This is a genomic window from Antrihabitans auranticaus (assembly GCF_016481275.1).
Taxonomy (GTDB): domain Bacteria; phylum Actinomycetota; class Actinomycetes; order Mycobacteriales; family Mycobacteriaceae; genus Antrihabitans.
On the sequence record NZ_JAEMNW010000002.1, the window covers coordinates 188,522 to 207,878 of the forward strand.

Annotated in this window: 17 protein-coding genes; 11 read left to right on the forward strand and 6 right to left on the reverse strand. The window is 64.4% G+C overall.

The features are described 5' to 3' along the window. Positions 1 to 341: 341 nt before the first annotated feature. The 4 genes from JGU72_RS08825 to JGU72_RS08840 all read right to left on the reverse strand — a co-directional run bounded on the left by JGU72_RS08825 (position 342) and on the right by JGU72_RS08840 (position 4,372). Positions 342 to 1,157, reverse strand: coding sequence for an ATP-binding cassette domain-containing protein (locus JGU72_RS08825; protein ID WP_199683447.1), 816 nt, complete (start codon positions 1,155 to 1,157; stop codon positions 342 to 344). 3 nt (positions 1,158 to 1,160) lie between these two features. Continuing rightward, on the reverse strand, positions 1,161 to 2,219 hold the full coding sequence (locus tag JGU72_RS08830) for an ABC transporter permease (protein WP_199683448.1): 1,059 nt from the start codon (positions 2,217 to 2,219) through the stop codon (positions 1,161 to 1,163). Between the two features lie 26 nt (positions 2,220 to 2,245). Beyond that, positions 2,246 to 3,199, reverse strand: coding sequence for a substrate-binding domain-containing protein (locus JGU72_RS08835; RefSeq protein WP_374101107.1), 954 nt, complete (start codon positions 3,197 to 3,199; stop codon positions 2,246 to 2,248). Between the two features lie 171 nt (positions 3,200 to 3,370). Next, the gene (locus JGU72_RS08840; protein ID WP_199683450.1) at positions 3,371 to 4,372 is read right to left on the reverse strand and encodes a LacI family DNA-binding transcriptional regulator; all 1,002 of its coding nucleotides are present in this window, start codon (positions 4,370 to 4,372) and stop codon (positions 3,371 to 3,373) included. A 111-nt stretch (positions 4,373 to 4,483) separates the two neighbouring features. Here JGU72_RS08840 and JGU72_RS08845 point away from each other — a divergent pair, with 111 nt between their 5' ends. Beyond that, positions 4,484 to 5,500: a Gfo/Idh/MocA family oxidoreductase gene (locus JGU72_RS08845; RefSeq protein ID WP_199683451.1), complete on the forward strand. Its 1,017-nt coding sequence runs from the start codon at positions 4,484 to 4,486 to the stop codon at positions 5,498 to 5,500. Further along, a complete protein-coding gene (locus tag JGU72_RS08850) occupies positions 5,497 to 6,270 on the forward strand; it encodes a TIM barrel protein (RefSeq protein ID WP_199683452.1) in 774 nt (257 codons plus the stop codon). The genes JGU72_RS08845 and JGU72_RS08850 overlap by 4 nt, the downstream gene beginning before the upstream one ends. Here the strand turns inward: JGU72_RS08850 and JGU72_RS08855 are convergent. Further along, positions 6,260 to 6,997, reverse strand: coding sequence for a GntR family transcriptional regulator (locus tag JGU72_RS08855; protein WP_307828359.1), 738 nt, complete (start codon positions 6,995 to 6,997; stop codon positions 6,260 to 6,262). The genes JGU72_RS08850 and JGU72_RS08855 overlap by 11 nt on opposite strands. A 187-nt stretch (positions 6,998 to 7,184) precedes the next feature. Between JGU72_RS08855 and iolC the strand changes: the two genes are divergently transcribed. The 9 genes from iolC to JGU72_RS08900 all read left to right on the forward strand — a co-directional run bounded on the left by iolC (position 7,185) and on the right by JGU72_RS08900 (position 17,365). Then, positions 7,185 to 8,162, forward strand: a complete 978-nt coding sequence (gene iolC / locus JGU72_RS08860) for a 5-dehydro-2-deoxygluconokinase (RefSeq protein WP_199683454.1) — start codon at positions 7,185 to 7,187, stop codon at positions 8,160 to 8,162. Further along, the gene (locus JGU72_RS08865) at positions 8,155 to 9,036 is read left to right on the forward strand and encodes a Cgl0159 family (beta/alpha)8-fold protein (protein WP_199683455.1); all 882 of its coding nucleotides are present in this window, start codon (positions 8,155 to 8,157) and stop codon (positions 9,034 to 9,036) included. The genes iolC and JGU72_RS08865 overlap by 8 nt, the downstream gene beginning before the upstream one ends. A 4-nt stretch (positions 9,037 to 9,040) precedes the next feature. Next, complete coding sequence (iolB, locus tag JGU72_RS08870; protein WP_307828360.1) at positions 9,041 to 9,895, forward strand: 5-deoxy-glucuronate isomerase; 855 nt, start codon at positions 9,041 to 9,043, stop codon at positions 9,893 to 9,895. Positions 9,896 to 9,899: 4 nt separating this feature from the next. Further along, positions 9,900 to 11,831, forward strand: coding sequence for a 3D-(3,5/4)-trihydroxycyclohexane-1,2-dione acylhydrolase (decyclizing) (gene iolD / locus JGU72_RS08875; protein ID WP_199683456.1), 1,932 nt, complete (start codon positions 9,900 to 9,902; stop codon positions 11,829 to 11,831). Between the two features lie 77 nt (positions 11,832 to 11,908). Further along, complete coding sequence (locus JGU72_RS08880) at positions 11,909 to 12,922, forward strand: Gfo/Idh/MocA family protein (RefSeq protein ID WP_199683457.1); 1,014 nt, start codon at positions 11,909 to 11,911, stop codon at positions 12,920 to 12,922. A 76-nt stretch (positions 12,923 to 12,998) separates the two neighbouring features. Further along, complete coding sequence (locus JGU72_RS08885) at positions 12,999 to 14,495, forward strand: CoA-acylating methylmalonate-semialdehyde dehydrogenase (protein ID WP_199683458.1); 1,497 nt, start codon at positions 12,999 to 13,001, stop codon at positions 14,493 to 14,495. Positions 14,496 to 14,581: 86 nt separating this feature from the next. After that, entirely contained in the window at positions 14,582 to 15,412 is an 831-nt protein-coding gene (locus JGU72_RS08890; RefSeq protein WP_199683459.1) for a GtrA family protein, read from the forward strand. Positions 15,413 to 15,584: 172 nt separating this feature from the next. After that, the gene (locus tag JGU72_RS08895; RefSeq protein WP_199683460.1) at positions 15,585 to 16,286 is read left to right on the forward strand and encodes a TetR/AcrR family transcriptional regulator; all 702 of its coding nucleotides are present in this window, start codon (positions 15,585 to 15,587) and stop codon (positions 16,284 to 16,286) included. A 173-nt stretch (positions 16,287 to 16,459) separates the two neighbouring features. Next, positions 16,460 to 17,365, forward strand: coding sequence for a metal-dependent hydrolase (locus JGU72_RS08900; RefSeq protein ID WP_199683461.1), 906 nt, complete (start codon positions 16,460 to 16,462; stop codon positions 17,363 to 17,365). Between the two features lie 51 nt (positions 17,366 to 17,416). Here JGU72_RS08900 and JGU72_RS08905 read toward each other — a convergent pair whose 3' ends face one another. Next, positions 17,417 to 19,231 (reverse strand): SDR family oxidoreductase, encoded by a 1,815-nt coding sequence (locus JGU72_RS08905; RefSeq protein WP_199683462.1) that lies wholly within the window; start codon positions 19,229 to 19,231, stop codon positions 17,417 to 17,419. Between the last annotated feature and the right edge of the window lie 126 nt (positions 19,232 to 19,357).

Sequence of the window (19,357 nt, forward strand, 5' to 3'; positions counted from 1 at the left end):
GCCTGGTGGGCGGTGCGGCACGGGGCGAGCAGGTGGTTGGCGGGGTATCGGCCGAGTGGGGGGCGGCAACTGCCTGGTGGGCAGTGCGGCACGGGCGACCAGGTGGTTGGCGGGGTGGCGGGCGCGACAACAGCCTGGTGGGCCCCGCGTGGCGAGCAGGTGGTTGGTGGGGTATCGGCCGAGTGGGGGGCGCGGCAACAGCCTGGTGGGCGACGTTGGTTGGGCCCCGCGTGGCGACCAGGTGGTTGGCGGGGTGTCGGCCGAGTAGCGAGCGCGACAGCAGCCTGCTGGGCGGTGCGGCAGGGGGGCGACCTCGGCCGAGTAGGGCGCGCGACAACAGGTCAGCGGCGCAATTCGTGGGTCAGTGCCTCGAGTTCGTCGCCACCCGCCATTTCCTGGGTGAGTTTGTCGAGGTCGATCTCGTCGTAGCGGCAGTCGAGCTTCTGCCTGCCGCGATTGAGGAGGACGAAGTGATCACCGACCATGTAGGCGTGATGTGGGTTGTGCGTGATGAAGATGACGCCGAAGCCTTGCTCCTTGGCTGCCGAGATGTAACGCAAGACCATCCCGGACTGCTTGACGCCGAGGGCTGCGGTGGGCTCGTCGAGGATCAGCACCCGCGCACCGAAGAAGACTGCTCGGGCGATCGCCACGCATTGCCGCTGACCGCCGGAGAGGCTGCCGATGGCGGCGTCGACGTCCGGGAGGTCGATACCCATCTTGGCAAGTTCGCTCTTCGTCGTCGCCCGCATTGCGTTGGCGTCCAACGACTTCAGCACTTTGCCCTTGCGCAGTTCCTGACCGAGGAAGAAGTTGCGCCACACCGGCATCAGGCTCACCACGGCCAGATCCTGGTACACCGTGGCGATGCCCTTGTTCAAAGCGTCCTTCGGTGAATTGAAGAGGGTCGGCTCGCCGTCGACGAGCATCTGGCCCTCGGTCGGTTGGTGCAGTCCCGCAATGATCTTGATCAGGGTGGACTTGCCCGCACCGTTGTCGCCGAGTACGCCGGTGACCTCGCCGGCGCCGACCCGCAGGTTGATTCCCTTGAGCGCGATGATGTTTCCGTAGCTCTTGCCGACGTCCCGCAATTCGACGAGAGGGACTTTGCCGCCGGCCGGGGGAGTCTCGATCGGTGCCTCAGTGCTTGTACTCATGCCTCACCTTTTCGCGGCGTAGTTGCGGAATGCATTGTTGGCGATGACTGCGAACAGCAGCATCGCGCCGAGGAAGAACTTGAACCAGTCCGGGTTCCAGCCCGCGTAGACGATGCCCTGGTTCGTCATGCCGAAGATGAACGCACCGATTGCCGCCCCGATCGCGGTGCCGTAGCCGCCGGTGAGCAAGCAGCCGCCGATGACGGCCGCGATGATGTAGAGGAACTCGTTGCCGACGCCCTGACCCGACTGGATCGTGTTGAACGAGAACAGCAAATGCATGCCGACGAACCACGCCGCGAAGCCGACGGTCATGAACAGCCCGATCTTGACCATCGTCACCGGAACACCGATGGCGCGCGCACTGTCCTGATTGCCGCCGACGGCGAAGATCCAGTTGCCGATCTTCGTCTTGAACAGGACGTAGGTTGCGATGGCGGTGAACAGCAGCCACCAGACGACAGTGATCCGAATGGACACATCGCCGATATGGAACGACGACGCGAAGACCTTCTTGGCCGACTCGAAACCCTGCATGTCCGAGACGCTCTGCGTGGCAACCTGTCCCGCAACAAGTTTCGTGACGGCAAGGTTCGCGCCGGTGAGCATCAGGAAGGTGCCGAGCGTGATGAGGAACGACGGAATCTTCGTGCGCATCACGAGGTACCCGTTGACGAATCCGATGGCGAGCGCCAGCACGAGCGCCATGGCGGCGCCGGTCCACAGGTTGAGGTGCAGGTTGTAGGCGAACATCGATGCCGCGAGCGAACTTGTCGTGACGGCGACACCCGATGAGAGGTCGAACTCGCCGCCGATCATCAGCAGCGCTACTGCGCACGCCATGATGCCGATCGTGGAACTGGCGTACAGCACGGTGGCCAGCGCCTCGGGGGTACGGAACGGTGCAGCGACGATACAGAAGAAGATGAAGATCGCGATTGCGCCGACCAGGGAACCGATTTCCGGTCGAACGAGCAAGCGCTGCAGACGTTTCGTCTCCTTGACGCGCTCGTCACGCACGACCTTGTGACTGCCAAGGTCCAAATCTGCCTGTGTGGCCATTGTCTAACCTTTCGTGCCGACTCGTATCAGCGGGTTCCGTTGGCGGCGTATTCGGCTACCGAGTCGATGTTGGATTGGTCGATGAAGGCGGGACCCGTCAGCGTCGGCTGACCACCGCCGATGACGTTTCCGTTGTTGATGTAGAGCCAGAGCGAGTCGACCGCGAGGTAGCCCTGCAGAAACGGCTGCTGATCGACGGCCCATTGCACCGAGCCGTCCCGGATCGCACCTACCAGCGCGGCATTGGTATCGAACGTGACCACCTTCGCGCTGCTGCCCGAGTTCGTCACCGACTGCACCGCGGTCAGGGCGAAGGGCGCTCCGAGTGTGAGCACCCGGTCGATGCTCGGGTCCTGCTGAAGTTTGGCGGTGATCGTCGATTCCACGGACGGCATGTCCTTGCCGTTGACGTTCAGGATCTCCGTCTGCCCACGGAAGGCCTTCTTCACGCCGGCGCAGCGGGCCTCGAGGCCGACGTGGCCCTGCTCCTGGATCACGCAGAGAGTCTTCTTCGCACCATCCTGGTTCAAGCGCGCGCCCGCGGCCTCACCGGCGATGCCCTCGTCCTGGCCGAAGTATTCGAGAACGCCCATCTTCTGCCAGTCCGACAACCCGGAATTGAATGCGACGACGGGGATTCCGGCGCTTTCGGCCGCTGTCACCGCTGCTGCCATCGCGTCGGGTTTGGCGAGCGTGATGGCGATTCCGTCGACCTTGGTGTCCACTGCAGACTGCACGAGGTTCGCCTGATTCGGCGCTTCCGGATCGTTGGAATAGCGCAGTTCGATATTGTCCTTCTTCGCCGCCGTCTCAGCGCCCTTGCGGACCAGGTCCCAGAAGGAATCACCGGGGACCTCGTGGGTGATGAACGCGATGGTCGCCCGCGGAGTATCTGCGGTACCTGCGCCCATGCCACCACCGGACGAGTCTGGCTTTCCTCCGGTGCTCGAGCACGCTGCCAGCGTGGCCGCCAGCAGCATTGCCCCGGTGGCAAGTGCGCAGGCCCGGCCGCGGGGATTCGGAAACCTCATTCGATTCGTCCTCTCGAAGTCGAGCGCCGGCGCCGGTGTAGTTGGCGCGCAACTGCTACCTGCATGTAATACGCATCACAGTCGGATGTCAATAGTTTGTCCTGACATTAGGACCACGTATCAAATCGCTGACGAAGTGCCACGTGCGACAAGGTGGGGAGCCACGACGAGGTCCACTGATTCGAGTGGACCCGCACTTTCCACCCGGTCGACGGCCCGTGCAACGGCTAGGGCGCTGAGTTGGTCGGCGTCCTGTGCGACGGTGGTCAGATCGATGTGCGCGAGTCGGGCCAGCGCGCTGTCGTCGAAGCCGACGACCGATATGGATTGCGGCACAGCATGTCCGGATCGGATGAGCACGTCGAGCGCACCGACCGCTGAGCGATCGTTGAACGCGAAAAGCGCCGACGGAGCGGTGCTGCGGTCAGCCAGCAGGACGTGCGCTGCGCGGGCCCCGAACTCCTCTGTCGGACCGCCTTCGACAATCTCGGCCACCTCGCCCAGCCCCGCCCGGCGCATAGCGGAAAGGTAGCCGCGACGACGATCCGCCGCACCTGGGGCGCGGCCGCCGTCGATGTGCACAATCTTGCGATGGCCCAGCCCGAGCAGATGATCGACGGCAGACCGCGCTCCGCCGGCATCGTCGCTGTGCACCGAATCCACGCCCGGAACCCGCACGCGTCGTGCGAGTGCGACCACCGGAACCTGCTCCGCCAACTGCTGCAACTGCCGGGCCGGCAGCTGGGATCCGAGCAACAGCACGGCCTCGCACCGATCGTCGACAAGCGTTCGCACTGTGCGTGATTCGTTTCGGCGGGGCGTCACAGCGCTGAGGACGACGTCGTAGCCGAGCCGCTCGGCGGCAACGTAGATTCCGTCGACGAGGTCGGCATGAAACTGCTCGCCCGCGGCAAACGCCACGCCGAGGAGACGGCTGTGGTCTTGGCGCAGTAGGCGGGCGCGGGTGTCGGGTCGATAGCCCAGTTCGGCCGCTGCGGAGCGGACTCGCGTACGAGTCTCCGCGCTGGCGCCCGGTACGTCACGCATGACTATCGACACGAGCGCCCGGGAGACTCCAGCGTGCTCGGCTACGTCGTTGAGGGTCGGTCGCTTTCTCGTCACGCCGCTGAGCCTAGATCGTTCTAGGAAATCCGTGCACGATATTGACCGGTGCGTGTCCGGTGCGGTTCACTCGACTAGAACGTTCTAGTACGACCCTTGAAAGGACACCTCATGACCCTGCGCGTCGGAATGATCGGCGCCGGGTGGATCGGCCGCTTTCACGCCGAAACACTGGCTCAGCGTCTCCCGGATACCGAATTGGTGGCGATCGCAGATCCGATACCGCCTGCGGCAGAGATTCTTTCGTCGAGATTGAACGTGCGCCGGACCTACCTCGACCCTGCCGAGTTGATCTCCGATCCGGCCGTGCAAGCCGTGGCGATCTGTGCACCGGCCACAAGTCACGCCGACCTGGTCGTCGCGGCAGCCGAGGCGGGCAAGCACGTCTTCTGCGAGAAGCCTATGGCTCTGACCATCGCAGACGCCGACCGGGCGATCGCGGCTGCCCATGACGCCGGCGTCATCCTGCAGGTCGGTTTCAATCGGCGCTTCGATGCCGGCTTCGCTGCGGCCGAGCGCGCGATCCGAGCGGGCGAGATCGGAACGCCGCAATTGCTGCGTTCCCTCACCCGCGACCCGGGAATGTCGGTCGACACGGCAGCGCGAGTGAAGCCGTGGACGATCTTCAACGAGACGCTCATTCACGACTTCGATGCGTTGCGCTTCCTCAATCCGGATGCACGCGTTGTCGAGGTATTCGCGCAGGCGGACGCCCTCATTCATCCGCAATACAAAGACCGGGGTCTCCTCGACACCGCGATGGTCCAGCTTCGCTTCGACAACGGTGCGTTCGCCGTTGCCGAGGCCAGCTTCTCCGCGACGTACGGTTACGACATCCGCGGTGAAGTGTTCGGGTCCGACGGCATGGTGACGGCGGGCGAGCTCATGCAGACGTCGATGCGCCGGTACGGGGCAGGCGGGCTTTGCATCGAAACCCCGCGGCTCAACATCGAACTCTTCCACGACGCGTACGTCGCCCAGTTTGCGCACTTTGCCGACTGCATCCTGGCCGGCCGGCCCCCGGCTGTGAACGGTGCGGATGCCAAAGCCGCGCTGGAGATAGCCTTGGCGGCAAGAGAATCCGTCGAGACCGGTGCGCCGGTCCGGCTCGCGGCGGTTGCAGCATGAGCGTCTCACTGGCGGCGTGCGCCGAGATGGTCTTCACCGACCTGCCGATCGTCGAGCGTGTGAAGCAGATCGACGCGCAGGGGTTCCTCGTCGAGATCTGGAGTTGGCAGAACAAGGACCTGAAAGCTCTGGCAGCGACCGGCGCGCGGTTCTCGTCGATGACGGGCTATCTGCGCGGCGACCTCATCGATCCCGAGGGCGCCGTCGAGGTCGTCCGAACGGCCGCTGAATCCATCACGGCAGCAAAGGAACTCGGCATCACTCGACTGGTCGTCCATCCAGCCGAACTGATCGACGGTAAAGCCGCCCGGCCGCGGCGGCGGTCCGACGGCAGAATGTGGCTCACGGCTATGCACGCGCTGGAGCAATTGGGCGAGTTGGGCGCGCGACACGGCGTGACGTTCTGCCTGGAGAACCTCAACACTGTGCTCGATCACCCCGGCGTGCCGCTTGCTCGGGCGAAGGACACGTTGGCGCTGGTAGAGGCCGTTGCGCACCCGAACGTGAAGATGATGCTGGACCTCTATCACCAGCAACTCGGCGAGGGAAACCTCATCGCAATGCTCGAACGGGCGGGGGAGGCGATCGGCGAAGTGCAGGTTGCCGACGTGCCGGGGCGCTGTGAACCGGGCACGGGCGAGATCAACTACGCGGCCGTCGCCGTGGCGCTGCGCCGCATCGGTTACACCGGGACCGTCGGCCTGGAAGCCTGGGCGGCCGGGGACAGCAACGCCGCGCTCACAGCGTTTCGTGCCGCGTTCACCGGTTGATGAGCGTCGTATCGAAGTAGTACCGCGAAGCGCGGTAGACGTGGCTGCCGTATTCGACGATTCGCCCGGAATCGTCGAATGCGGTGCGGTTCATGGTGAGTAGCGGTGCGCGCAACTTTTCGTCGAGCAGCTTTGCCTCTTCGCGGTTTGCTGCTTTCGCGCCGATGCGCTGCCGCGCGAGGCGGATGTGCACGCCTTTGGATCGCAGTAACTGGTACAGGCCGTGATCCTCCAGATCGGCGCGGTCGGGTGCCCACGCTGCCGGCAGGTGGTTCGTCATCACGGCCAGCGGCTCGCCCATGGAACTGCGGAGTCTGCGAATCGTCACGACGTCCTGGTCGACGGAGATGTTCAGCTCGCGCGCGATCTCCTCGGTCGGGGGCCCGCGGTGGTAATCGAGAACCGTGGTCATCGGCGTTTGCCCTGCGCGGGCGAGGTCGTCGAAGAGGCTCGTCAGTTCGACCGGACGGTGGACCGGACTCTGAACCACCTGGGTTCCGACTCCGCGTTTGCGAACCAGAAGGCCCTTGTCGACGAGTTCCTGGATAGCGCGGCGCGTGGTCGGCCTGGACAGATTCAGTCGCTTGGCGAGGGCAAGTTCGTTCTCGAACCTGTCGCCGGGCCGCAGCTCACCCTGGAGGATCGCACTCTCGAACACCTGCGCCAGTTGGAAATACAGCGGCACAGGGCTCGATCGGTCGATCTCAACGTCGAGCGTTGGGTTCACGGTCAGCTCCGATCGTCGGCGGCCGCGAGTCGGCCGCTGGAAAGAAGTGTATGCGATTACGTCCACCGAATGATTGAAAGTTAGAATGTCAGGACAAACTATTGACATACGCCCCTCGCTTGGCGCATTGTCGTGACAGTAGAAATCAGCCCTCCGGGGACTCAGCACGCACGACGGGGAGCCACTCTTGACCGCCACCGCCCAACACGGACACGACGTTCTCGCCATCGGGCGGTCGGGCGTCGATCTGTATCCGCTGCAGACCGGTGTCGGCCTCGAGGACGTCGAGACGTTCGGCAAGTTTCTCGGGGGCAGTGCGGCAAACGTGACTGTCGCGGCCGCCCGACTCGGTCGGCGGAGCGCGCTCATCTCGGGCGTCGGCGCCGACCCGTTCGGAACGTTCGTGCGGCGTGAACTCGACGCGCTCGGTGTAGACAACACCTACGTCCGCACGTACGAGGACTATCCGACGCCGGTGACGTTCTGCGAGATCTTTCCACCGGACAACTTCCCGCTGTACTTCTATCGCCGGCCGAGTGCGCCCGACCTGCAGCTTCGCGCGGAGGACCTCGACGCGAACGCGATCCGCGCGGCGAGGTTGTACTGGTCGACCGTGACGGGCCTGTCCGAAGAGCCGAGCAGGAGCGCTCATTTCGCGGCTTGGGAGGCTCGTGGCAGGGCTCCGCAGACGGTGCTGGATCTCGACTACCGACCGATGTTCTGGACGTCGGCGGCGTCGGCAACCGAGCAAGTGCAGCGAGCTTTGCAGCATGTGACGGTTGCTGTCGGGAACCGCGAAGAATGCGAGATTGCGGTCGGCGAGACGAACCCGCACAGAGCAGCCGACGCGCTTCTCGATCTCGGTGTCGAACTGGCGATCGTGAAGCAGGGTCCGCGCGGAGTCCTCGGTAAGACGAAGCACTCCTCGGTCACGGTCCCGCCCAACGAGGTCGATGTGGTCAACGGTCTCGGTGCGGGTGACGCCTTCGGTGGCAGCCTCTGCCACGGTCTGCTCGCTGGCTGGCCGCTGGAAAAGACTCTGCGCTATGCGAATGCCGCCGGCGCGATAGTCGCCTCTCGCCTCGAATGCTCGACCGCTATGCCCACCGCCGCCGAAGTGGCCGAACTTGCAGAAAAGACCGCCGAGGAGGCCGTGAATGTCTGACGCACTCGCCAAGAGCTACGCCGAGGTCACCGCATTGCGCGCGGCTGACCCGCAGGCAATACAGCGCGCCTGGGGGCAGCGGACAACCCGGCCGACCGTGCGCGACGACGGCAGGCTCATGATCGTTGCCGCCGACCACCCTGCCCGCGGCGCGCTCGCCGTCGGCGACCGGCCGACCGCAATGAACAGCCGCACCGAGTTGCTCGACCGGCTTCGGGCAGCACTTGCCAATCCCGGCGTCGACGGCGTCCTTGCGACTTCCGACATCTTGGACGATCTTGTCCTGCTCGGTGCGCTCGAAGACAAGGTCGTCATCTCGTCGATGAACCGTGGCGGCCTCGCCGGAGCGCGGTTCGAACTCGACGACCGCATGACTGCCGCCACCGCGTCCGCCACGGCCAAGGCCCGAATGAACGGCGGAAAGATGTTGTGCCGCATCGATCTCGACGATCCGGGAACGGTTGCCACAATGGTCGCGTGCGCCAACGCCGTCAACGAACTCGCGGACCTAGGACTGATGGCGATGATCGAGCCGTTCATGTCCAGCCGCGTGAACGGGAAGGTGCGCAACGACCTGAGCGCGGATGCCGTCATCAAATCGGTCCACATCGGTCAGGGACTCGGAGCAACCTCGGCTCATACCTGGATGAAGCTGCCGGTCGTCGAGGAGATGGATCGGGTGATGGACTCGACGACGTTGCCGACCCTGCTGCTGGGCGGGGACCCCGCGGATCCCGACGAGGCGTTCGCAAGTTGGGAAAAGGCACTCGGGCTACCGTCGGTCCGCGGCTTGATCGTGGGACGGACGTTGCTGTATCCGGCTGACGACGACGTCGCGGCGGCCGTGCAGACCGCAGTGACCATGGTTCGGTGACGGAGTGGGCAACTACCATCTGCCCCACGGTTCGGCGAGCAACGGAAAATTCGCGGTAGCCGTTACTCCCGAGAGCGCCGGGTGGACCGAGACCAGCCTCTGGATCTGTGAGCTGGCGCCGGGCGAACAAGCCGATGTGGAGTCGGGAACTGACGAGATCATCGTCTTGCCGCTTCGTGGCGGGGCGACGGTGACGTGCGGGGACGAGGAATTCGCCCTACGCGGCCGACCGTCGGTTTTCGCCGGACCGAGCGACTTCGCCTACGTAGGAAGAGATTCTGAGTACACGATCGCGACCGAGGGCGGTGGCCGGTTCGCACTCTGCGGCGCGCGGGCAGCGGAGCGCCTGCCGTTCCGCTACGTTTCCGCGGCCGACGTTTCGGTCGAGCTGCGCGGCGCGGGGGATTGTAGTCGCGAGGTGCGCAACTTCGGGACGGCCGACGCTTTCGCTGCCGACTCGATCATCGCGTGCGAGGTCTTCACTCCCGGCGGGAACTGGTCGTCGTATCCGAGTCACAAGCACGACGAGGACACTGCAGACGAGTCCCAGCTCGAGGAGATCTACTACTTCGAGATCGCCGGTCCCGAAGGCGGTTTCGGCTATCACCGCGTCTACGGGACGCCGGAACGCCCGATCGATGTCCTGGCCGAGGTCGGCACCGGTGACGTGGTCCTCGTTCCGCACGGCTATCACGGCCCGTCGATTGCGGCACCCGGGCACGACATGTATTACCTCAATGTAATGGCCGGTCCGGGAGCCGAGCGGGCCTGGAAGATCGTCGACGACCCGGCACGCGCCTGGGTTCGAGACAGCTGGCAGAACCAAGAGCTAGATCCACGCCTCACCGAGAAGGAATGAATCCGTGGCACCAACGAACCACGCAACCGGTGATCGAATCGCCAATGCCGACAACACTGTCCGGCTCACCGTGGCACAAGCCGCCGTTCGATTTCTCGCTGTGCAATACAGTGAACGCGATGGTGAGCGGCAGCGCCTGTTCGCCGGGTGCTTCGGCATTTTCGGCCATGGAAATGTCGCGGGTATCGGGCAGGCCCTGTTGCAGGCCGAGTTGGCCGACCCGGCCACACTGCCTTACGTGCTGGGCCGCAACGAGCAGGCAATGGTGCACACCGCAGTCGCGTACGCACGGATGAAAGATCGTCTGCAGACGTGGGCAGTGAGCGCGAGTGTCGGACCCGGCTCGACCAACATGGTCACCGGCGCCGCCCTCGCGACGATCAACAGGATTCCTGTGCTGCTGTTGCCGGCTGACACTTTTGCCACTCGAGTGAGTGCGCCGGTACTGCAGGAACTGGAACGCCCCGACAGCGGCGATGTCACGGTGAACGACGTCTTCCGCCCGGTCTCACGCTTCTTCGACCGAGTCTGGCGCCCTGAACAGTTGCCCAGCGCGCTGCTCGGTGCGATGCGGGTCCTCACCGACCCCGTCGAGACGGGTGCGGTGACGATCGCGATCCCGCAGGATGTGCAGGCAGAGGCATTCGACTGGCCGGAGTCGCTTTTCGCGGAACGGACCTGGCACGTGGCGCGGCCGCTGCCCGAGCGTGCGGCGCTCGCCCGTGCGGCTGCTGTGATCCGGTCGGCGCGCAGACCCCTGATCGTCGCAGGTGGTGGCGTGCACTACTCCGGTGCGACCGGGCAACTTGCACGATTCGCTGAGCTGACCGGGATTCCGGTCGGCCAGTCGCAGGCGGGTAAGGGCACGTTGGTCTACGACCATCCGCAGTGTGTGGGCGCGGTCGGGTCGACCGGCACGACCGCGGCGAACGCGTTGGCGACCGAGGCGGATGTGGTGATCGGGATCGGCACGCGCTACAGCGATTTCACGAGTGCGTCGCGCACGGCCTTCGGCAACCCGGAGGTGCGGTTCGTCAACATCAATGTCGCGTCGTTCGATTCGGTCAAACAGGGCGGCGTGAGCGTTGTCTCCGACGCCCGTGAGGCGCTCGACGCGCTGACCGTCGAACTGGCCGACTACCGCGTCGACGACGCATACCGGCAAAGGGCAACGGATCTCGCTGCCGCATGGGATGGAATCGTCGAAGACGCCTATCGCGTCGGCGAGGGAGCCCTCACGCAGAGCAACGTTATCGGCCTGGTGAACTCCCTGTCCGAACCGCGCGACGTGGTCGTCTGCGCGGCAGGCTCGATGCCCGGCGATCTCCACAAACTTTGGCGCACACGCGATGACAAGGCCTATCACGTCGAGTACGGCTATTCCTGCATGGGTTACGAGGTCGCCGGCGGCCTGGGTGTGGCTATGGCGTGCCCGGATCGCGACGTGTTCGTCATGGTCGGCGACGGTTCGTACCTGATGATGGCGACCGAATTGGTCACCGCCGTTCAGGAGGGCCTGAAGGTCATCGTCGTGCTGGTGCAGAACCATGGCTTTGCCTCGATCGGATCGTTGTCGGAATCGCTTGGCTCGCAAAGGTTCGGCACACAGTACCGGTACCGTTCGGCCGACGGGCGGCTCGACGGTGCTGTGCTGCCCGTCGATCTGGCAGCCAACGCCGCGAGCCTCGGTGCCGACGTCATCCGGATCACCACGGCGAGCGAGTTCGCCGACGCCGTCAAGGTCGCCAAGGCGAGCGACCGCACCACGGTGCTACACGTCGAAACCGATCCGCTGGTCGGTGCGCCCGACAGCGAGTCCTGGTGGGACGTGCCGGTTTCCGGGACGTCGACACTCGGGTCGACGCAGAAAGCTCGCGCGACCTACGAATCGTGGAAACGCGTGCAACGCACTTACTTCCGACCCTCCGGTAGTTGAAGGGTCTGTTCGTGAGCAGGTAGACCCCCTACGGGATCCCGTCCGTCCATTTCGACTGAGCCAAGGATTCGAACACTATGGAACTGCGTATTGCCGTGCTCGGAGTCGGCCTCATGGGTGCCGACCACGTCGAGCGAATCACCAGGCGCATCAGCGGCGCACGGGTCTCGGTCGTCAACGACTACGTCGCAGAGAAGGCGGAGGCTGTCGCGGCGACCGTCCCGGGCGCCCGCGTGGTGGGGGACCCGTTGGATGCGATCGCCGCCGACGATGTCGATGCCGTGGTGCTTGCAACGCCAGGCCCGACACACGAGAAGCAGCTACTGGCCTGCTTGGAGTATGGCAAGCCCGTGCTGTGCGAAAAGCCGCTGACCACAGACGTATCGACGGCGCTCGAGGTGGTCAAGCGCGAGGCAGAGCTGGGCCGCAGGCTGATTCAGGTCGGCTTCATGCGCCGCTTCGATCAGGAGTACGAGGCGCTCAAGGCATTGATCGACTCCGGGGAGCTGGGCCGTCCGCTGCTCGTTCATTGCGCGCACCGCAATCCTGCCGTGCATTCGCATTTCGACAGCGCGATGATCGTCAAGGACTCGCTGGTGCACGAAGTGGACGTCGCGCGGTTCCTGTTGGCGGAGGAGATCGTGGCGATCACGGTCCACAGGCCGGCGACGACGTCGTATGCTCCTGCGGGACTGCAGGATCCGCAGTTTGCGCTGCTCGAGACCGCGAGTGGCAGATTGGTCGACGCCGAGGTGTTCGTCACCACCGGTATTGCATACGAGGTGCGTACCGAGGTTGTCGCCGAACGCGGTAGCGCGATGATCGGTCTGGGTGTCGGGCTCGTCCGTAAGTCGGCACCCGGCATCTGGGGTGGCCAGGTAACCCCGGACTTCCGCGCCCGCTTCGGGCAGGCCTACGACACCGAAATTCAGCGGTGGGTAGACGCCGTGCAGGCCGGGACGAACGTCGATGGGCCGGATGCGTGGGATGGCTATGCGGCGGCAGCAGTCTGCGCTGCCGGCGTTGTCTCGCTGGAATCCGGCCAGCGCGTCGAGGTCGAGATGGTGACTCGGGAAAGTGCAGGCCTGTAAGGCCCGGTCTGGTCCGAGATCGCAAATTCCGTATCACGAACAACTACATCGCCGAGCTGCGATGAAAGGTAAAGCTATGCCCAACAATGTTATTCAGCACTGGTCCGACGGCAAGCCGTTCGCGGGCACCACCACCGATACCGCACCGGTCACCAACCCGGCTACGGGTGCGGTGACCGGTCAGGTCGCGTTGGCGAGTGTCGCGGACGGGCAGCATGTCATCGACTCTGCTGCGGCCGCGTTCCCGGCGTGGCGGGATACGTCGCTGGCGAAGCGGACCCAGATCCTGTTCGCGTTTCGAGAACTGCTCAACACCCGCAAACCTGAGCTGGCGAAGATCATCACCGCCGAGCACGGCAAGGTGCTCTCCGATGCGCTCGGCGAGATCAGCCGCGGCCAGGAGGTCGTCGAATTCGCCTGCGGCATGCCGCATCTGCTCAAGGGCGGCATGACGGAGAATGCGTCGACGAAGGTCGATGTGTCCGCTATCCGGCAACCGCTGGGCCCGATCGCAATCATCGCACCGTTCAACTTCCCCGCGATGGTGCCGATGTGGTTCTTCCCGATCGCGATTGCCGCCGGCAACAGTGTCGTGCTGAAGCCGTCGGAGAAAGATCCGAGTGCTGCATTGTGGATGGCGGAACTGTGGGCCGAAGCCGGGCTGCCCGCAGGTGTATTCAACGTGCTCCAAGGTGACAAGACCGCCGTCGACGAACTACTGACCAACCCGAAGATCAAAGCGATCTCGTTCGTCGGGTCCACACCGGTCGCGCAATACGTCTACGCGACCGGAACATCGCACGGCAAACGAGTGCAGGCGCTCGGCGGTGCGAAAAACCACATGGTGGTGCTGCCCGACGCGGATCTGGACCTGGCTGCCGATGCCGCCGTCAACGCCGGGTTCGGCTCGGCCGGTGAGCGGTGCATGGCGATCAGCGCTGTCGTCGCCGTCGGCGGGGTCGGCGACGAACTGGTGAGCAAGATCGCCGATCGTGCGCGGACCATCAAGACCGGTGACGGGACGCGAGATGCGGACATGGGTCCGCTCGTGACGAAGGTGCACCGCGACAAGGTTGCCTCCTACGTCGATGCTGGTGAACGCGACGGTGCCACTCTGGTACTCGACGGTCGCGTGGTCGACGCAGATGGCGGCGCAGACGGGTTCTGGCTCGGGCCGACGCTGCTCGACAACGTCGCGACCGATATGAGTGTCTACACCGACGAAATCTTCGGACCTGTGCTGTCTGTTGTGCGCGTCGGTACGTATGACGAGGCTCTGCGCCTGATCAACTCGAACCAGTACGGCAACGGCACCGCCATCTTCACCAACGACGGCGGCGCGGCCCGCCGGTTCCAGAACGAGGTGGAGGTCGGCATGATCGGGATCAACGTGCCGATTCCAGTTCCTATGGCCTACTACAGCTTCGGCGGCTGGAAGAACTCCCTGTTCGGTGACATGCACGCTCACGGTACCGAGGGTGTGCAGTTCTTCACTCGCGGCAAAGTGGTCACCACCCGCTGGCTGGACCCCAGTCACGGTGGCCTCGAACTCGGCTTCCCTCAGAACAACTGATGGCCCTGTGCCGGTGGCGGGCATCACACCCGCGAACTGCACTATGTCTGTAGTAATGACACTACAGACGTAGTACTCTCCACTGCATGACGAAGCCGTCGGCAGTATCCAGGGCGCACCACCCCCTGTGGGTCGTGCTCACTCAACTCATGCGTTTCGCGATGGTCGGCGGAGCGAGCAACGTTGCCTACTTCGTCATCTTCGTATCGATGCGCAGCGACGGTGCTCAGCTCGCGAACGCTATCGGGACGATTGCGAGCACAATTCTGGCGAACGAACTCCATCGTCGGCTTACCTTCCGTGCTGCAGGGCGGGTCGGCTGGTTCGCTGCGCAGTGGGCCGGTGGCGGGCTTGCGTTCGTCGGTCTGATCTTCAGCTCGACCGCTATTGCCCTGTTGCACTTCGCTTTTCCGGCGGTTGGCGACATCGGGGCCGGGCTGGTCGTGGTCGGCGTCAGTGCCGCCGTCGGCGGGATGCGCTTTCTCGCGCTGCGCGGCTGGGTGTTCGCGGACCAGAATGTCGGCCGAGCTACCGGTTCGCCGGCACCAGCAGCCGGCCTCGAACGGTTCCGGACCGACGTGGTTGGGAATCGTTGTTCCCGCCAGGCTCGGATGCTCGAGTGCGGCTCTGCCGCCGCCGAACTAGTCCACGCGCGCAACGGATCAGCATCCTTTCAGCAAGCGCGGCGTCGCACATCGAATATCCTGGGCTGGCGGGACGTAGACCGAGAACGAGTGCGACCTCATCACCCTGACGCAGCGGAGGGACAGCAGTGGCTCACAAGGCGTTCGTCGCCGGCTATCGGACTGATCACACGCTCGAACCGATCCAGCACATCACAGCAACATTCGCAGTGCTCGACAGCGCCGCCAGTGCGCTTGTCCGTGCGCCGGACGGCGCACACCACAGCGAGGTAGAGGTGTCGATCGTCTATTCGGATACTCCGCAGACGATTCACAACAAGGTCCGTTCGGCGATCCGAAAGCTGTTCGCAGATCCTACGCTCACCGTGGTCTTCCTCGACGGGGGCGGGCTGAACGGGGGCTAGCCCATGGCCTGGCCAGGGCCACGTCGACTACGATTCGACGGATGGCGACCGACCCGACTCCGCGGCGAACCCGCCTACCGGAGTTGAAGGGTGACGCCAGGACCGATCGCTGGCGGGAGCACCGCGCAGCTGTGCGAGCCGACTTGATCGAAGCCACGTTGCGGGCGATCGACGAGTACGGCCCGGACCTCTCCATCGACGACATCATCAGCACTGCCGAGGTGCCGCGCCCCAAGCTGTATCGGTTCTTCCAGGACAAGGACGAGCTGTTCGGCGCGGTGAGCGAACGCGTGCAAGACATGATCCTGGAGCGCCTGGCGCCGCACCTGGTCCTGTCCGGGACCGCGCTGGATGCCGTCGGGTCGACGTTGCGCGCGTATGTCGATCTGGTGGCCGAGCGGCCGAATGTCTTTCGCTTCATTGTGACTTCGCAGTTCAGCAGCGGCCGTTCGTCGACACACCTGTTGGAGCGCGGTCGCGCGCTTTCGGATGCTGCGGCGGGACTGGTCAGCGTCATTCTTCGGGTGCGCGGCGGAAACGGCGAGAATGTCGAGTACGTGGTCGACGCAATTCTCGGGGCAGTGGCGCTCGGTGTACTGCGCTGGCTGAACACGCCGACCATCGACAAGGACGCGCTCGTCGAGGAACTGACCGTGTTCGTCTGGGGTGCATTGGCGGCTTCGGCGAAGTCTCGTGGCGTTCTGCTCGATCCGGACGAGGAACTCTCCGAAGCCTCGGATTAGAGCTCGAAACAGCCTCATCGGCAACGCTGTTCACCGGGCGGTGCCGATTGATCGTTGTGTGCACCCGCCGAACCGACTGCGCCTCGCTGACGCGTCGTGGGTCTTGCGTATCCGCGGATCGAGTCCTACTCTCGGCAAAGTTAGAACTCGCAGTACTAGATACTGAATGTTCGATGAAAGGTCGTGGACTCGTGCAAACGAAAGCCCAGCGAAACGGATCGACCGGAGATGCCGCGGTGGCGGTATACCCGAAGACGCGGCGGATTCGCTTCCGCTTCGGTGCGGATGGCGCAACGGAGAAGTACTTCGTCGACGACGACGTGGTGTTCAGCCACTTCGTCGCGGGACTGTCGGCGGGCTTTCCGCCGGGTGAGGAATCGTTCATCAGATCGGTGCGGCGATTCGCCGATCAGATCACCGACCCGGTGCTGAAGAAGCGTGTGGCCGGGTTCATCGGGCAAGAGGCGATGCATGGAATGGAACACCGCAGGCTGAATCAGAAGCTCGTCGAGTTGGGCTATCCGATCGAGTGGCTCGATCGGGATAGATTGAAGGAAAGGCAGATTCGGGTCGAAGATCGATTGCCCGGTCGGCTGCATCTGGCAATGACAGCCGCTGCGGAGCACTACACCGCCGTCCTGGCCGAACGCGTACTCTCCAGCGACGAGATCCAGGCGATCCCGGGTGAGCCGGAGATGTGGCACCTGCTGAACTGGCACGCGATGGAGGAACTCGAACACAAGTCGGTTGCGTTCGACGTCTACCGCGCAGTCGGCGGGAGCGAACGGATGCGAATCGCGGTGATGGCAGCCATCTATGCGTTCACCATCCCGTTCACGTTCACCACGCTGACGATCTCGCTGGCAAAGGATCCGACAGCTCGGCAACAGCCACTGCGCTTGGCGCGAGAGGCGTACGGGCTCTTCCGTGGACCGGTGTTCAGGGGCCTGATGCCTGAGCTCGCAAAGTATCTGCGACCGGGTTTTCACCCCGACGACATCGACACCGAGGCCCTGCTCGAGCGCTGGCAGGAGCACCTCTTCGGCGCCGACGGCGTACTCGTCGACCACGTGAAATAGCACACGCGGCCGCGGCGTTTCCGCCGCGGCCGCATCTGCCAACGACCGTCGCTACGACGTGATGTCTGCCCGGCCTGCCGCAAACCGGGTAATCGCAGGGGCGATGCGGTTGGCGTGGTACTGCAGGTGCGCTTCGGGTGTCACCGGAACGATGGCCCTGTTCTTCTGGACTGCCTTGACGATCTGCCTGGCGACCTTCTCGGGGCCATACCGCCGCATCCGGTACAGGCGGTCGAATCGCTCCTGCTTCTTCGCTTCCTCCGCCTTCGAAACGCCGGAGAAGGTCGTTGTCGCAACGATGTTCGTATGGACGATGCCCGGGCAGATCGTGCTGACGCCGATTCCGGCACCCGCAAGCTCGGCACGCAGGCAGTCGGAGAACATGAAGACCGCGGACTTGCTGGTGGAGTAAGCCGAGAAGCCCTGCTGTGGTGAGTAGGCGGCCATGCTGGACAGATTCACGATGTGTCCGCCGAGACCACGTTCTGCCATCTTCGACCCGAATGCTCTGCAGCCGTTGACAACCCCGTACAGGTTGATGTCCAGGACCCGCTCGAACTCGGCCGGGGGAGTGTCGAGAAATCGTCCTGCCTGGCCGACCCCGGCATTGTTCACCAGAACGTCTGGAACACCGTGCTTTTCGACGACCACGTCCGCATGCTTCTGGATGGCGTCCGCATCGCCGACATCGAGTTGGTAGGCATGCGCCAGTCCACCCTGCTCGGCGATCAGCGCTGCTGTCTCTTTGGCGGATGCAAGATTGACGTCGGACAGGACGACTTCGGCACCCGCGCGCGCGAAGGCCAGCGCCGTCGCGCGCCCGATGCCCGAACCGGCGCCGGTGATAACCAATAGCTGATCATCGAATGGCATTCGTGCTCTGCCCATTTCGGCTCTGCGCAAAGTGCGGGCAGGCGGCTTTCCGCCCACGGCGTCGATCAGTTCGGTCGCAGCGTTGGCGAGGAACTCCGGATGGGAGAACGGCAACCAGTGCCCGCCCTTGATGACGCGTCGCCATACCGCAGGCGCCCACTTCGGTTCGTCGTCGTAGCCGGACTGGCGAATCGCGGGATCGCGCGTGCCGACGATGATCTGGACCGGAACGTCGGTGAACCGCTCGCGGGGGCGCGCCAGTGCGGGGATCGCATTGGCCCGGTAGATGCGCAGGCCGTTTCCGATGTCCTTCTTGAACGTGGGACCCAGATGGATGTCGTCGAGTGCCGCACCCTCGGCGCGGGAAAGTCCCTGCCGCCAGCGCTTTTCGCTCATCCCGACGGCGAATGCGACCTTCGGGACGACCGGCGTCATGAAGAAGAACATGTAGCCGATCGAGCCCAGTTGGGACAGTGCAAGAGCGAGATTCTTCGGGGTCGGTCGCGCGAACTTGCTGCGCGCCCAGATCGCCATGTGTTCGGCGTTCGGACCTGAGACCGAGGTGAACGAGGCGATTCTTTCTCCGGCACCTGCCTCGCAGACCGCTTCCCACATGGCAACGCTGCCCCAGTCGTGCGCGAGAACGTGTACCGGCTTGCCAGGGCTCACCGCGTCGATCACGGCGAGGTAGTCGGATGCGAGGGCGGCGAGCCGGAAATCTCGGAAGCTTCTGGGGTTGGTCGACTTTCCGTGGCCGCGGTTGTCGACAGATACGACGTGGAACCGATCGGTCAGGTGTGGTGTGACGCCGTCCCAGAGGTGATGGGAGTCGGGCCAGCCGTGCAGCAGGAGCACGGTCTCACCCGCTGGGTTGCCCTGCTCGAAGACGGCGACGTCTATGTCGCCGTTACGTACGAACCGTTCGGTGATTTCTGGGTCAGGCGCCGAGGTCGGCTGCGCCAGTGTGGGGTCCAACTTTTGCTCCGACGTCATATCGGTTCTCCGTCCGCGGTCGAATGTGACTGCCCGAATGCCGCCGCCGCGTTGACACGTCGTGCGAGGTGCGACACACTCGAGAATGTACACGGAACCAGCAGTATTGGGTACTGCATGTTTGAA

What these genes read in the sequence shown, in the direction of transcription:
- JGU72_RS08825 (WP_199683447.1), bottom strand. Translation starts at nt 1,157, where the DNA reads ATGAGTACAAGCACTGAGGCACCGATCGAGACTCCCCCGGCCGGCGGC.
- JGU72_RS08830 (WP_199683448.1), bottom strand. Translation starts at nt 2,219, where the DNA reads ATGGCCACACAGGCAGATTTGGACCTTGGCAGTCACAAGGTCGTGCGT.
- JGU72_RS08835 (WP_374101107.1), bottom strand. Translation starts at nt 3,199, where the DNA reads ATGCTGCTGGCGGCCACGCTGGCAGCGTGCTCGAGCACCGGAGGAAAG.
- JGU72_RS08845 (WP_199683451.1), top strand. Translation starts at nt 4,484, where the DNA reads ATGACCCTGCGCGTCGGAATGATCGGCGCCGGGTGGATCGGCCGCTTT.
- JGU72_RS08850 (WP_199683452.1), top strand. Translation starts at nt 5,497, where the DNA reads ATGAGCGTCTCACTGGCGGCGTGCGCCGAGATGGTCTTCACCGACCTG.
- JGU72_RS08865 (WP_199683455.1), top strand. Translation starts at nt 8,155, where the DNA reads ATGTCTGACGCACTCGCCAAGAGCTACGCCGAGGTCACCGCATTGCGC.
- JGU72_RS08880 (WP_199683457.1), top strand. Translation starts at nt 11,909, where the DNA reads ATGGAACTGCGTATTGCCGTGCTCGGAGTCGGCCTCATGGGTGCCGAC.
- JGU72_RS08885 (WP_199683458.1), top strand. Translation starts at nt 12,999, where the DNA reads ATGCCCAACAATGTTATTCAGCACTGGTCCGACGGCAAGCCGTTCGCG.
- JGU72_RS08890 (WP_199683459.1), top strand. Translation starts at nt 14,582, where the DNA reads ATGACGAAGCCGTCGGCAGTATCCAGGGCGCACCACCCCCTGTGGGTC.
- JGU72_RS08895 (WP_199683460.1), top strand. Translation starts at nt 15,585, where the DNA reads ATGGCGACCGACCCGACTCCGCGGCGAACCCGCCTACCGGAGTTGAAG.
- JGU72_RS08900 (WP_199683461.1), top strand. Translation starts at nt 16,460, where the DNA reads ATGAAAGGTCGTGGACTCGTGCAAACGAAAGCCCAGCGAAACGGATCG.
- JGU72_RS08905 (WP_199683462.1), bottom strand. Translation starts at nt 19,231, where the DNA reads ATGACGTCGGAGCAAAAGTTGGACCCCACACTGGCGCAGCCGACCTCG.